This is a genomic window from Sporosarcina sp. P16b (assembly GCF_002743065.1).
GTDB lineage: Bacteria > Bacillota > Bacilli > Bacillales_A > Planococcaceae > Sporosarcina.
In genome coordinates this window covers 262,449-276,425 of the sequence record NZ_PDYO01000001.1, presented here as the reverse complement: position 1 = coordinate 276,425, position 13,977 = coordinate 262,449, and the positions used below count along the sequence as shown (strand labels likewise).

The following is a 13,977-nucleotide window of genomic DNA, read 5'->3' as shown; positions in this document are numbered from 1 at the left end:
ACGGCTCTTTAATAAAAGCCGTGCGTTAGGTCTGTTTATTTATTTACTAGATTTGTCATTTCCTTCACGACATTTTCAACCGTAAAGCCAAACTTTTCAATGACTAAGTCGCCTGGTGCACTTGCACCGAATGTATCAATTGCCATGACAGTTCCTTCATCGCCTGAGTATTTATGCCACCCGAGAGAAGCGCCCATCTCAATCGCCACTCTTTTCTTGATGTTCTTTGGCAGAACAGAATCTTTATATGCTTGATCCTGCTTCTCAAATAGATCCCAAGAAGGCATGGAGATAACACTAACGTCGATACCTTGCTCTTTAAGAGCTTTCTGTGCCTCAACCGCAAGACTTACTTCCGAGCCACTTGCAAGTAGTAAACCGTCCGCTTGCTCTTTAGTAGCAGATGATATGACATACGCACCTTTTGGTACATATTCCATCGCAAGTTCTTGTGATTTAGGCAATACTTCAAGGTTTTGTCTAGACAATACTAGGACAGTTGGCGTGTCTTTTGAAGTGGTAGCAATATGCCATGCCGCAGATGTTTCATTTCCATCAGCAGGGCGGATGATTGACAATCCAGGCATCGCACGTAATGAAGCCAATTGCTCCACAGGTTCATGCGTAGGTCCGTCTTCACCGACCGCCACGCTGTCATGTGTGAAGACATAAGTCACAGGTAAGCCCATCAATGCGGACAGACGAATAGCAGGACGTACATAATCACTAAACACGAAAAATGTTCCGCCAAACACTTTCACCCCGCCATGGAGAGCCATGCCGTTTAAAGCCGTCCCCATCGCGAATTCACGAACGCCAAACCATATATTACGGCCCGCATAGTTGTCTACAGTAAAATCACCTGCATTCTTAATCGTCGTCTTGTTTGAACCTGCAAGGTCCGCACTACCGCCGAATAAAGCTGGAACTGCTTTCGCTAATGCATTGATTGACTCACCGGATGCTGAACGAGTCGCTACAGAAGCACCCGCTTCATAAACTGGCATTTGTTCTTTTAAATCAGTTGGAAGTTCGTTTGCAATCGCTAGTTTAAACTGTGCTGCCAATTCTTTATGTTCGTTTTCATAGCTAGCGAATAATTCATTCCATTGTTGCTCTGACTGAACCCCCAGTTGATCTGTTGCTGAATTAAACCGGTCATAGACTTCTTCTGGAACGTAGAAGTCCTCTTCAAATGTCCACTTGTAATACTCTTTCGTAAGCGCCATTTCATCCTCGCCTAATGGTGCACCGTGTGCATCTGCTTTACCAGATTTATTTGGTGAACCATAGCCAATTACAGTTTTCACTTCTATGATTGTCGGACCGCCCGTATTACCTTTTGCTTTTTCAATTGCATCTGAAACAGATTTTGTATCATTGCCGTCTTCTACGCGTGCATAGTTCCAGCCATATGATTCAAAGCGTTTTCTAATGTTTTCAGAGAATGACATATCTAAATCGCCATCTAAAGAAATATCGTTACTGTCATAAAGTACGATTAGTTTGTTTAACTGAAGGTGACCTGCCATCGAGATTGCCTCTGCTGCTACACCTTCCATCAAATCACCATCTCCACAAAGTGCATATGTGTAGTGATCTACAATATCAAAACCTGGCTTGTTATACGTTGCTGCAAGATGTTTTTCAGCCATTGCCATACCTATAGACATACCAATTCCTTGTCCAAGTGGTCCAGTAGTTGCTTCAACTCCCACTGTATGTCCATATTCCGGATGTCCTGGTGTCTTTGAATCCCATTGTCTGAAATTTTTCAAGTCATCAATCGTCAGACCATAGCCACTTAAATGCAACAAGCTATAGAGTAACATCGAGCCGTGTCCTGCCGAAAGTACAAAGCGATCACGATTGAACCATTGTGGGTTTGATGGATTGTGGTGTAAATGTTGCGTCCATAGTGTGTACGCCATTGGCGCTGCGCCCATCGGTAATCCGGGGTGACCAGAATTTGCTTTTTCAATCGCATCGATTGATAATGTTCGGATTGTCGTTATTGCCAGTTGATCGATTTTTTCGGTCATGCTGTACATCCTTTCCGTCCTGTCTCATATGAGTGTTTTATAGTATATATTCCTTCTCTAGTGTAGTCAATTCCTCGGTTAATTACAATGTTAATCCTTTACCTATCATCAATTTAGTGGTTTTTGATTCGCTCTAGCTTGTTTGACTTTTTCAGGTGTTACGTCATTTCCTTCTGGGTCCATTACTTTGACCGATTCGATAGTTTCACGCATACTGGAACGGAATGTTTCCAAGTATTCCTTTCTGAGCTGGGTCTGTTCTTTTGCTTCCTCGATCGATAATCCTGTTGTTTTCTTTTTATTTGCCAATTCATTAATACGTTTTATTTTCTTTTCTGAGAGCATCTTTAAAAACCTCCATAAGTTAGTCGTTTAATAAAATGTAAACAACCTGGAGGAAAAGTGCAACCTATTAGTGTTCTTGTGCCATAAACTCTTTATATCTTCTATGAACCGTGGCCTTGCTGACAGCATGACCTAATCCATTTAACACGTTTGCAATTTCTTCATATGTAAGACCTTTGTTACGAAGCGAGACAATTTCTTCTATCGGAAGCTCAAGTCTTTCACGCCCCACTCCTTGGTCAATATTTCGCAAATTCTTCGATGGATCATAGCCCCTGTCAACAGCACGCTTCATCCCTCTACGTATTTTTGCATTATGTAGTTTGCGTTGGTATTCTTCTACGATTGCCAGAATTTCCAACAACATCGAGTCCATTTCATTCAATTCTATCGTACCGTTTGAATGATTGGTAATCACGATCGTTTCACTTTTGGCAATTACATGCAATATCGCGACTCTTGCATTGCCCCGCCCTAATCGTGTTTCGTCTTGAATGAATACTGCATCCACTGAACCGTTTTGAATTCGATCCAACATGGACAGAAGACCTTCACGATCCATGTCATATCCACTCTGACGATCTGTATAGATTCCAACGCAATCATATGATAATTCAGCAGCTAATTTTTCTAATTCTTCTTGCTGCCTTACAATAGATTGTTCTTGTGTTTCTTTTTCCGTACTCACTCGGCAGTATATTACACATTTCTTTTCCATCATTTAGATCCCCCTCCTATTTCAGCTACTCGAATATCTGTTTGTTTATTAATTTTAACAGGCACGCGCAGTAATTCACCTGAAACGATTTGATCCGTAGGTAATTCATTTAAAGACCGTACCTGTTCGATCCAGTGGGTAGTTGGTATATCTTCCGAGTAATTGGAAGCCAACTGCCACAGTGTATCTCCTTCATTAATAACGATCTCCATATAGTGATCTTCCTCAGCCATTTTATCGAATTGAACCCAAGCAAATGAAACACAAACTACTAATAATACTGCAAAATAATAATTATTTTTAATAAATTCTTTAATAATCTCCATCATAACTCCTCCTCTAATTTACGCTTTTAGAATACATGTTCGGAATACCTGTTCTTAATTATAAGAGAACATATGATTCTATGTCAAGTAAAATTAGAACCTTTGTTTGATTAGTAATCGAACACATGTTATACTATATTCAAAATAGTGGTTCAGTATTCCATTGCTTGCAAACTAGTAGAAGAGGTGAATCTGTTGAAGAAAATATCAAAGAGACAAGAAGAAATACTTGCGTTTATAAAAGAAGAAGTACGATTAAAAGGGTATCCCCCTTCCGTTCGTGAAATTGGAGAAGCTGTCGGTCTTGCATCAAGTTCTACGGTCCACGGTCATTTATCACGACTCGAAAGTAAAGGTTTCATACGGAGAGACCCGACAAAACCTCGCGCCATTGAAATATTGGATCCAGAGGGATTGGACGAGTTAAAAAGTGGTGTTATGCATGTACCGTTGATCGGTAAAGTTACAGCAGGTAATCCAATTACGACGATTGAAAATATTGAAGAGTACTTTCCTTTGCCGGATACATTCGGTTCATCTGAGGATGAAGTCTTCATGTTGGAGATTGTAGGGGATAGCATGATCGAAGCGGGCATCCTAAACGGAGACCGCGTGATTGTCAGACAAACGCATTCCGCAAGTAATGGTGAAATTGTCGTGGCTATGACAGAAGAAGATGAGGCAACAGTCAAACGTTTCTTTAAAGAGAAAGACTATTTCCGACTCCAACCGGAAAACTCCTCTATGGAGCCAATCATTGTAGATCAAGTTTCTATACTAGGAAAAGTGATCGGTGTATTCCGTATGATTCATTAATGATCAAAAAAGTGTATCGAGAAACCTCAATAGGTTTTCGATACACTTTTTTCTTTATACCAATTTCATTTCAAGTAATTGTTCCATAGAATCTAGTACTGCGGATTTTATATGCTCGTAAGTCAATCCTCCTTGAATATATGCCGTATATGGTGGCCTAATCGGACCGTCAGCTGTCAATTCAATACTAGAGCCTTGAATGAACGTTCCCGCGGCCATGATGACGTCATCAGCATAACCAGGCATATAGGAAGGCTCCGGTGCATATTGGGCATTGATTGGTGAATTTTGCTGAATCATTTGGCAGAATGCAATCATTTGTTTAGCGTTCTTAAAATTCACGGATTGAATTAAATCTGTTCGAAGCTCACTGTAATGCGGAGTCGTGTCCATACCAAAGCTGCCTAAAAATGCGGATGTGAATAGCGCACCTTTAACGGCCTGACTGACTACGTGTGGTGCCAAGAAGAAACCTTGATACATCTCCAGTAACGTATCGAGAGAGGCTCCTGCTTCAGCCCCAAGACCGGGAGATGTCATACGATATGCACACTTCTCAACCAAGTCTTTCTTACCGGCTATATAACCACCTGTTCTGGCAAGTCCACCACCTGGATTTTTAATGAGTGAGCCCGCCATAAGATCTGCTCCAACCTCAACAGGCTCTTTCATTTCCACGAATTCTCCATAGCAATTATCTACAAAGATTACAACGTCCTCTTTCATGTTACGGATTTCCTTAATAATCGCTTCAATTTCATGGATTCTGAATGATGGATTGCTTGAATAGCCTTTAGAACGTTGAATCGCCACGATTTTCGTCTTCGATGAAATCATTTCTTTTGCTTTTTCAAAATCAACAGAGCCATCTTCTTTCAAATCAATATGCCGATAAGAAATTTGAAAATCCTCTAGTGAACCTGTATCTTTGCCATTTCCCGAAACGATAGACTCCAACGTATCGTATGGTTTACCTGTGATATATAGAAGTTCATCACCCGGGCGCAATATTCCAAACAAGCTAATCGTAATTGCATGTGTGCCGGAGATGATTTGATTTCTTACGAGACAGTCTTCCGCGCCGAATACATCTGAGTATACTTTTTCCAATACATCACGACCGCTGTCATCATAGCCATACCCAGTTGAGCCTGATAAATGAAAGTCGCTTACATGATTTTGTTTGAATGCTTGTAAGACTTTTCTTTGGTTAAAAAACGCAATTTCTTCTACCGTCTTCACATACGGAGCGATTAGTTCTTCCGCTTCTTGTGATCTAGTTAGTAATTCTTCATTAATGGGAGTAATTTGCATGTGTAGTACCTCATTTCATTTTGTCATATCCTATTTTAGCAGATCGAGTCTATATACCAAACGAAAGACAACAAAAAAACAGGCAAGCGCCTGTTTATAGTTCGTCTTTTAAAATTACTGGTTTTGCAGGAGAATATGTGGAAATCGCATGCTTATAAATAAGTTGTTGCTTACCTTCCGTTTCCAGTAGAACCGTATAATTATCATACGACTTAATTAGACCTTTTAACTGAAAACCATTTAATAAAAAAATCGTAACAAATGTGTTATTCTTCCGTAAAGTATTTAAAAACGTATCTTGCATATTTCCTTGTGCCATTCAATTGCCTCCTTGTCACTGTAATGTAGTTATTCCATACTCACTTCTCAAAATCCTTTATTATCTTACAGGTTGTTTGAAAAATTTCTTTCTCTGACTGATTAGCATCTACCCACTGGACAGGCAACTTATTACGGAAGTATGTCAGCTGCCTCTTTGCGTAATTACGTGTGTTTTTCATTACCGCCTCTATTGCCTGCTCTTTTGTCAATTGTCCGTTAAAGTAGGAAATGAGTTCTTTATAACCTATCGCTTGTACTGATTGGGTTTGACGAATACCTTTATTCCAGAGTTGCTTTACTTCATTGAACAATCCCGCCTGAACCATTTGTTCCACACGCAGATCGATTCGTTTATACAGTAATTCTCGCGGAAGATCTAATCCAATAATTAAAGAATGGTACATGGGTTGATTTCCTTGTTGCTGTTCATGATCTTGTTTTGTTTGACCTGTCACTTCAAGGATTTCTAGCGCACGTACTAGACGTCTATGGTTATTTGGGTGTATTTTTTCCGAACTTTTCGAATCCAATTCTGCAAGTCGTGCATGTAATACATCCGCGCCTTCTGATTCAAGTTCCTGTTCTAAGCGCGCTCGCACTGCAGGATCAGCCGCTTGTTCTGTAAATCGATAATCAAACAAAACGGACTGAACATACATTCCACTACCACCGACAATAATAGGTAGTTTTCCGCGAGATTGAATATCCGCTATCCATTGTCTGACTGCTTGTTGATATTCCGCTACCGAAAACGATTCGGTTGGTTCTTTTACATCAAAGAAATGGTGCGGGATTCCTTGCATTTCAGAACGATGTATTTTTGCTGTACCGATATCTAATTCTTTGTATACTTGCATGGCATCTCCATTAATGATTTCCCCGTTAAATGAATTTGCAAGTGCTAGGCTAAGTGCTGTCTTCCCTGAAGCAGTCGGTCCTACGACTGCTAGTACATCAACGGGTAGGTTCATGTCGTTTCATCCATTCTACGATAGTCGTATACACATGTTTATAGTTGGTTTCCTGAAGCATTTCATGTCTTCCGCCTTCATAGAGCACGACAGTGACTTGCTGTTGATTCGCTTTATCAAATTGTTTGGCTACTTTCCAAACACCTTTCGCACGGTCTCCTACTAAATCATCTGTACCTGAGAGTAATAATATCGGCAGTTCATTTGGAATGTTCAATAAGAATTCGGGCGCTTCCAAAGAATTTAACCCTTCTAGCAATACACGAAACATTTGTGCAGTTGGCACGAATCCACATGCTTCGTCTGCTTGATATTCCGTTACACTTTCTACATTGCGTGATAACCATGCAAATTCCCCTTCATCAGGAAATTGTTTTGAGTAATTGCCAAAGACCAAACCATTCAAAAACTCATCCGGTTGCTCTTTAGGTAACGTATTTTCTCTGTACGTAGCTAGTGCAATCGCAGCATGTGCCATGAGTTCGGAATTGGTCCCAGTACCCAATAAGACCACTTTACTAACCGTTGAACCGTATAGTTGGATATAACGTCTTGCAACGAACGAGCCCATACTGTGTCCGATTAGTACGACCGGAAGCGCTGGGTATTGCAGTTGATAGGATTGATTCACTTCAAACGCATCGTCTACCAATTGGTCGAATGAAGCGGAGTCACCGAGATAGCCGTATACATAGCCATTTTCTACAGCTGTCTTCCCGTGACCCCTCTGGTCATGCAACGTAACGACATACCCTTGTGATCGCAAGTACTGTGCGAATCGTTCATAGCGACGGCTATGTTCAGCCAGTCCGTGAATGATATGCACACGGCCAATCGGATTTGTTTTAGGTATATAACTTATACTATACACTTTAATGCCGTCACGCATTTCTATCCATTGATCTGTCATGAACTTGCACTTCCTTTCGCTTCCGCAACCGCATTTTTTAAATCATTTTCATAGATGGTTTTCTCGCTTTCCGTATAGTGCAGTAACTTTGCCATGTAGTTTGTTACTTGTGTCGCCAATGATTCCACCACATCAATTTGGAAATATAAATCCCCTTTTCTACGGATAAAGAAATCACTTGGCGATGTGACCATTTCGCAATGAATACTATATAAAATCTCTGCACGTAAACTTATTGGCAAGTTATTCTCTTCCACTGAAATCGCATGAGCGAATTGGAACACTTGGTCACTATTTCTTCCATAAAATGAAGCAAGACGCGCTCCTTGCTGTGAAGTTAAGCCGAACAATGGTGCTCTTTTAGCTTGCAGATCAATAAATTGCTTTAAAGCTTCATCGTCTATGAAATCGCTTCCTGAAACGGTGATATTTTTTGTTTCACATCGCTTGATAGATGGTTTTTCTAGCTGTTCATCAATTCGATCCACTACGACTTCCGCCATCTGTCGGTAGCCTGTTAACTTTCCTCCTGCAATCGTCAGCATTCCAGGAACTGTTTCCCACAATTCATCTCTTCGTGATATTTCAGATGCATTCTTGCCTTCTTGTGCAATCAATGGGCGGATTCCAGCCCATGTAGATTCCACATGTTGACGTTGCAGATGAATACTTGGAAAGGTTTCACGAACCGCATCGATGATGTAGTGTATATCATCTTCTGTCGCTATCGGATGCTGTTTATCATCCGTATAAAATGTATCCGTCGTACCAATATACGTTTTATTATCCCGTGGAATGGCGAATAACATCCGGCCATCTGAGTTATCAAAATATACTGCTTGCTGTAACGGGAAAATAGATTGATCTACTACGATATGGACGCCTTTTGTGCTATGCAATTGTTTCGTTTGCTTGCTGTTGATTTTCTTCTGCAACTCGTCAACCCATGGACCTGTTGCGTTGATCACCATAGAAGCCGCTACGGAAAATCGTTCACCGGTTAGTTGATCACTTAAGACCGCTCCCACGACACGATCCTTCTCAAAGTTGAATTGTTCGCACTTCATATAATTCAGGCAAAGCGCACCTTTTTCTGCCGCTTTCTTTAGTACCTCAATCGTCAAACGCGCATCATCAGTCTGATACTCCACATAATGCCCGCCACCTTTTAACCGTTCCTTTTTCAGTAATGGTTCAAGTTCGGCCGTTTCTTCTTTCGTTAGCATTTCACGTCGTTCAGTGGGCTTAACACCTGCTAGTAAATCGTAAATGAGAAGTCCAGCAGAAGTAGAGTACTTGCCATACGTTCCTTTTTGATAGATCGGCAATAGCATCGGTCTGGACTTCGTGATATTACGAGAATTACGGAAGACGATTTCCCGTTCCCTTCCCGTTTCTGCTACTATTTTCACTTCTAGTTGTTTTAAATAACGCAAACCACCATGTATCAGCTTTGTTGAACGGCTAGATGTACCCGCCGCAAAATCTTGCATATCAATTAGGGCAACCGAAAATCCTCTAGCAGCCGCATCCAATGCGATACCCGCACCTGTAATTCCTCCACCGATAACTAATACATCGAATGAAAAGGTTCTCAAGTCCTGAATTCTGCTTGATCTTTCTAATGTAGAAAACATATAATCGCTCCTCTCTGATACGCACTGTTACATCACTCTTTTAAACATTTTCTCTAATTCATACGTTGTAAAATGAATCAATACCGGACGACCATGTGGACATGTATAGGGATTATGACAAGCCCCTAGATCAGTGAGCAGTCGTTCCATGTCTTCTTGTCTTAAGTAATAATTTGCTTTGATAGATTTTTTACAACTCATCATAATTGCACTTTCTTCACGCAATTTCTCGACATCTACTTTGCGTTTCTCGAGTACTTGCTCAATCATTTCTTCTATAATCGAAGTAGCTTGTCCTTCAGGGAACCATGAGGGATACTCTTTCACTGTATATGTCGCTGGACCGAACGCTTCCAAAAACACCCCGACTTCTTCTAGTGCACTCTTACACTCTTCGATCTTCACTTGCTCATCAGCCGAGTAGTGAAAAACAAGTGGCAAAAGCAATTGCTGACGTTCACCCGCATCCACCTGACCGAGCTTCACTTTAAAATATTCATATTTGATTCGCTCTTGCGCTGCATGCTGATCAATCAAATAAAAACCATCTTCATTTTGTGCCACAATATATGTCCCATGAACTTGTCCTACAGGTACAACGGAAGGAAAATGATTCATCTCCTGCTGTTTCTGCTCAACGACAGGCTCTTCGGGCACTGATTCTTCCCGCGACTCAAAAACGGCTTCAGGGAAGACAGGTGAAGGTTGTTCTATAATAGGTTCTTCCACAGGCGTAATGGTTGGCTGAGTTTCATGTTCATGTAACGGAATCGTTACTTCCGGCCGGCGATAAGGTGGCGTCCAAATTGTCTGCTGCTCTGAGTCTCTTTTTATAGGCTTTTCTTTTTTTACTGCGTCGGGAATAATAGTGACTCCTTGAATAGCCTCTTTGATGGCTTCCTTTATCAAAGAAAATAATTCACCTTCTTTACTGATACGGATATGGCGCTTCGCAGGATGAACGTTGACATCTGTTAAAATGGGATCTGCTGTAATATCAATGACTGCAATCGGAAACCTTCCAATCGGCAAGTACGTATGCATTGCATCAATAGCTGCCTGAGTCCCTGCATAGCTTTTAATCCAACGGCCATTCATTAGAAGTGAAATATAATTTTTTGATGCGCGTGTCATCTCAGGAAGTGTAATAAAACCCTTCACTTTGAAATCAGCATCTTCTTTTTGAAACGGTATCATTTTACGTGCAACCGCGACACCATATATATCTGATAATACCCGTAATAAGTCTCCTGAACCTGATGTTCTAAGAATTTCATGATGATCGTGAGTTAACGTAAAAGATATAGTAGGATGACTTAGTGCTAATCGATTTAATAAATCTATCGTATGTCCAAGTTCCGTCTGAATTGTTTTCATATATTTCAAACGTGCCGGTGTATTAAAGAATACATGTTGTATGTGAAAGTCTGTACCTTTTCGTAATGCTCCTGGTTCATATTTCAGAACTTTACCGCCTTCAATTTCCACTACAGCCCCTTCAACACCATCCGAGGTCCATAACGATACTTTTGATACTGCAGCGATACTTGCTAATGCTTCTCCACGGAAGCCTAGTGTACGGATTCGAAATAGATCATGCTCATTAGATATTTTACTGGTAGCATGCCTTTCAAAACAGCGGATCGCGTCTTCTTCAGACATCCCTTTGCCGTTATCGGTCACACGAATCGAAGTTAAACCTGCCTCAATAAGAGATACTTCTATCTTGGTACTTTGCGCATCAATCGCATTCTCCACTAACTCCTTGACGATAGAAGCAGGACGTTCCACCACTTCCCCCGCCGCAATTTTATTGGCCAGTGTGTCTTCCATGATGTGAATTTGATTCATCCGCTTCACCCCTTCTTCTCTATTGTCAAGCGTTCTTTCCACTCCATTATTTTTTGCATAGTTTGCATAGGTGTCATATTCATCAAATCGACTGCTTCAATTTCATTAAGTAATTTTTGAGTTTCCACTGAAAATGTCGGTTCACTATCAGTCTCAAACAAAGCCAACTGCTCCGAAACCGAAGACACACCTTTTGTTGAGCTGTCTTCCTCAAATCGTTGTAATAAGGTTTTTGCACGTCCAACCACGTCTGCAGGGAGACCCGCAAGTTCGGCTACATGAATCCCGTAGCTTCGATCAGCAGCACCTGGTAGTACTTTGTGCAAAAACACGACTTTACCATTTTGCTCTTTCGCCGCGACATGGACATTCAACAACCGATCCAAAACGTTTTCTAGTTGTGTCAGTTCATGATAATGCGTAGAAAACAATGTGTTAGCACCGATTTCTTCGTGAATATACTCCATCATCGCTTGTGCGAGAGCCATCCCGTCATACGTGGACGTTCCGCGCCCAATCTCGTCAAACAACAAAAGGCTGTGGGACGACGCATGGGCCAATGCATATTGAGACTCCATCATTTCCATCATGAATGTACTCTGTCCAGACGCTACATCATCTGCGGCCCCAATTCGTGTAAAGATTTGATCTGTAATAGGCAGTATAGCCTTTTCACAAGGGACGAAACAACCGATTTGAGCCATCACTACAGTCAAAGCGACTTGGCGCATATACGTACTTTTACCGGACATATTCGGACCTGTAATCAGTAACATATTTTCATCTTCAGCTAGCGTACAAGAATTCGGTGTATATAATGAATGGCTCATCATTTTCTCAACAACAGGATGTCGACCATTTTGAATGTCAACAGCCTTTCCTGTATGAAATTCTGGTCGGACATACTGATTCTTTTCGGATACTTTAGCAAATGACAGCAAAACATCTAGTTCACTAATTACAGAGGCCAGTTGTTGAATTCTTTGCACATCGCCCTTCACTTGGTCACGAATTGACTGAAATAAGTCAAGTTCCAATGTCTGGCTATCTGCTTCCGCATTTAGAATCAGTTCTTCTTTTTCTTTTAGCTCCGTTGTTATATATCGCTCCGCATTCGCGAGTGTCTGCTTACGCTCATAGCGTGATAAGTCAGCTAAATGAATATTGGACTTGGTAATTTCAATATAATATCCAAAAATCCGATTATAACCGATCTTCAACGTTTTAATTCCTGTTAGCTGCCGCTCTTTTTGCTCCAGCTGTGCTAGCCATGTCTTTCCGTTACGAGATGCATTACGAAGTTCGTCCAGCTTTTCATGATAGCCGTCTAGAATGAGTCCACCTTCTTTACTGGATATCGGTGGGTTTACTGCAATAGCATCCGTCAACAATTGGAATGTTTCCCCGCAAGGATCCATTCGATCAGCAAACCGTTGTAACATCGGTCGCTTCGATTCTTCAAGTAATTGTTTTAGTTTGGGTATATGTGACAATGAGTTTCGTAACTGTGCAAGATCACGTGCACTTGCACTGCCCATGGAAATTCTTCCCGCAAGACGTTCTACATCATATACATCCTGCAATTCTTCCAGTAATTCTTCACGCAAGAAATACTCATCCAGTAAGTTGTTTACCGTTTCTAGACGTTCTTCAATCGCTTGGCGCTGCGCCAAAGGCTGGTGAATCCACATCCGTAATTTCCTCGCACCCATCGCAGTAACGGTTTCATCAAGCACCCAGAACAACGTGCCTTCTTTTTTACCCGAACGAATAGTTTGCACGAGTTCCAAATTCCGCATGGAGTTCGCATCAATCGATAACTTTGCATCTTTCTCTATATAGATGAAAGGTCGAATATGACCAAAAACCATCTTTTGCATACGGAGTAGATATGATTGCAACTTACGGCAGACTTCCTGCAACTCTTCTGGCAGATGCTCATATGTATCGTGAGCGATGGATCCTGAATGCTCCGTATCTTCTATTGAGAGCATGATTTCGCGACTTTCAAACAGTTCCGCCAGCATCACATGAAGTTGTTGATCCACAACAATTTCCTTCATGCTAAGGGCTTCTATTTCTGCTAGTAACGTGCGCTCGCTTCCTTCAATCAACTCTACTTTTCCTTCTCCAGTGCCAACATCAAGGTAAGCTAATGCATAATATTGATTTCCCAAGCTATCGATGGCACCGATAAAATGATTGGCTTCGACATCAATTGTTTTACCTTCTGTTAATGTCCCAGGTGTAATCACTTTCACGACTTCACGTTTCACAATTCCCTTTACGTTGCGCGGATCTTCCATTTGTTCACATATCGCTACTTTATGACCCTTGTGGATTAATGTTTCAATATATCCAGTTGCGGAGTGATAAGGTATGCCACACATAGGTATACGTTCCTTTGCGCCAGAGTCCCTACTCGTTAACGTGATTTCTAATAATGCGGATGCGTTAATGGCATCTTCAAAAAACATTTCATAGAAGTCCCCTAAACGGAAGAATAAAAATGCGTCTGTATGTTGTTCTTTAATTTTCAAATATTGTTTCATCATTGGTGTATGTTCAGACATGGTAAACCCTCTTTTTCTCGCTCATTTTCTATACATTATACCAAACACCCTAGGAGTTAACGAATCAAAAGGGGTTGAAGTAATTTTAAAAGGAGAATAGACATAGGTCATCAACTAAATATATCTTTTAATGAAAACTATCCTAGCTTTTGA

At 41.1% G+C, this 13,977-nt stretch carries 12 protein-coding genes; 1 reads left to right on the top strand and 11 read right to left on the bottom strand.

Going from position 1 to position 13,977, the window contains the following annotated elements:
* Nucleotides 1–35: 35 nt before the first annotated feature.
* The 4 genes from tkt to yneA form a co-directional block, all read right to left on the bottom strand.
* Entirely contained in the window at nucleotides 36–2,042 is a 2,007-nt protein-coding gene (gene tkt / locus CSV77_RS01365; protein ID WP_099672007.1) for a transketolase, read from the bottom strand.
* Nucleotides 2,043–2,150: 108 nt separating this feature from the next.
* The gene (locus CSV77_RS01360) at nucleotides 2,151–2,387 is read right to left on the bottom strand and encodes a DUF896 domain-containing protein (RefSeq protein WP_099630993.1); all 237 of its coding nucleotides are present in this window, start codon (nucleotides 2,385–2,387) and stop codon (nucleotides 2,151–2,153) included.
* Between the two features lie 67 nt (nucleotides 2,388–2,454).
* A complete protein-coding gene (locus CSV77_RS01355) occupies nucleotides 2,455–3,108 on the bottom strand; it encodes a YneB family resolvase-like protein (protein ID WP_199203688.1) in 654 nt (217 codons plus the stop codon).
* On the bottom strand, nucleotides 3,105–3,434 hold the full coding sequence (gene yneA / locus CSV77_RS01350) for a cell division suppressor protein YneA (protein ID WP_144034646.1): 330 nt from the start codon (nucleotides 3,432–3,434) through the stop codon (nucleotides 3,105–3,107). The genes CSV77_RS01355 and yneA overlap by 4 nt, the downstream gene beginning before the upstream one ends.
* A 192-nt stretch (nucleotides 3,435–3,626) precedes the next feature.
* On the opposite strand from yneA, the gene lexA reads away from it, so the two are divergent.
* Nucleotides 3,627–4,247 (top strand): transcriptional repressor LexA, encoded by a 621-nt coding sequence (gene lexA / locus CSV77_RS01345; protein WP_099630991.1) that lies wholly within the window; start codon nucleotides 3,627–3,629, stop codon nucleotides 4,245–4,247.
* Nucleotides 4,248–4,301: 54 nt separating this feature from the next.
* On the opposite strand, the gene CSV77_RS01340 is transcribed toward lexA, so the two are convergent.
* From CSV77_RS01340 to mutS, 7 genes are all read right to left on the bottom strand, one after another.
* Nucleotides 4,302–5,561 (bottom strand): methionine gamma-lyase family protein, encoded by a 1,260-nt coding sequence (locus tag CSV77_RS01340; protein ID WP_099672005.1) that lies wholly within the window; start codon nucleotides 5,559–5,561, stop codon nucleotides 4,302–4,304.
* Nucleotides 5,562–5,655: 94 nt separating this feature from the next.
* A complete protein-coding gene (gene hfq, locus CSV77_RS01335; RefSeq protein WP_099630989.1) occupies nucleotides 5,656–5,880 on the bottom strand; it encodes an RNA chaperone Hfq in 225 nt (74 codons plus the stop codon).
* A gap of 40 nt (nucleotides 5,881–5,920) precedes the next feature.
* The gene (gene miaA / locus CSV77_RS01330) at nucleotides 5,921–6,853 is read right to left on the bottom strand and encodes a tRNA (adenosine(37)-N6)-dimethylallyltransferase MiaA (RefSeq protein WP_099672004.1); all 933 of its coding nucleotides are present in this window, start codon (nucleotides 6,851–6,853) and stop codon (nucleotides 5,921–5,923) included.
* A complete protein-coding gene (locus tag CSV77_RS01325) occupies nucleotides 6,837–7,763 on the bottom strand; it encodes an alpha/beta hydrolase (protein WP_099672003.1) in 927 nt (308 codons plus the stop codon). The genes miaA and CSV77_RS01325 overlap by 17 nt, the downstream gene beginning before the upstream one ends.
* Nucleotides 7,760–9,400, bottom strand: a complete 1,641-nt coding sequence (locus tag CSV77_RS01320; protein WP_099672002.1) for a glycerol-3-phosphate dehydrogenase/oxidase — start codon at nucleotides 9,398–9,400, stop codon at nucleotides 7,760–7,762. Before CSV77_RS01320 ends, CSV77_RS01325 begins: the two co-directional genes overlap by 4 nt.
* A 27-nt stretch (nucleotides 9,401–9,427) precedes the next feature.
* Nucleotides 9,428–11,251, bottom strand: a complete 1,824-nt coding sequence (gene mutL, locus CSV77_RS01315) for a DNA mismatch repair endonuclease MutL (RefSeq protein WP_099672001.1) — start codon at nucleotides 11,249–11,251, stop codon at nucleotides 9,428–9,430.
* Nucleotides 11,252–11,256: 5 nt separating this feature from the next.
* The gene (mutS, locus tag CSV77_RS01310; protein ID WP_099672000.1) at nucleotides 11,257–13,824 is read right to left on the bottom strand and encodes a DNA mismatch repair protein MutS; all 2,568 of its coding nucleotides are present in this window, start codon (nucleotides 13,822–13,824) and stop codon (nucleotides 11,257–11,259) included.
* Nucleotides 13,825–13,977 lie beyond the last annotated feature (153 nt).

Excerpts from the sequence above, each read along its gene's own strand:
- tkt (WP_099672007.1), bottom strand. The coding sequence starts at position 2,042 with ATGACCGAAAAAATCGATCAACTGGCAATAACGACAATCCGAACATTA.
- CSV77_RS01360 (WP_099630993.1), bottom strand. The coding sequence starts at position 2,387 with ATGCTCTCAGAAAAGAAAATAAAACGTATTAATGAATTGGCAAATAAA.
- CSV77_RS01355 (WP_199203688.1), bottom strand. The coding sequence starts at position 3,108 with ATGATGGAAAAGAAATGTGTAATATACTGCCGAGTGAGTACGGAAAAA.
- yneA (WP_144034646.1), bottom strand. The coding sequence starts at position 3,434 with ATGATGGAGATTATTAAAGAATTTATTAAAAATAATTATTATTTTGCA.
- CSV77_RS01340 (WP_099672005.1), bottom strand. The coding sequence starts at position 5,561 with ATGCAAATTACTCCCATTAATGAAGAATTACTAACTAGATCACAAGAA.
- hfq (WP_099630989.1), bottom strand. The coding sequence starts at position 5,880 with ATGGCACAAGGAAATATGCAAGATACGTTTTTAAATACTTTACGGAAG.
- miaA (WP_099672004.1), bottom strand. The coding sequence starts at position 6,853 with ATGAACCTACCCGTTGATGTACTAGCAGTCGTAGGACCGACTGCTTCA.
- CSV77_RS01325 (WP_099672003.1), bottom strand. The coding sequence starts at position 7,763 with ATGACAGATCAATGGATAGAAATGCGTGACGGCATTAAAGTGTATAGT.
- CSV77_RS01320 (WP_099672002.1), bottom strand. The coding sequence starts at position 9,400 with ATGTTTTCTACATTAGAAAGATCAAGCAGAATTCAGGACTTGAGAACC.
- mutL (WP_099672001.1), bottom strand. The coding sequence starts at position 11,251 with ATGAATCAAATTCACATCATGGAAGACACACTGGCCAATAAAATTGCG.
- mutS (WP_099672000.1), bottom strand. The coding sequence starts at position 13,824 with ATGTCTGAACATACACCAATGATGAAACAATATTTGAAAATTAAAGAA.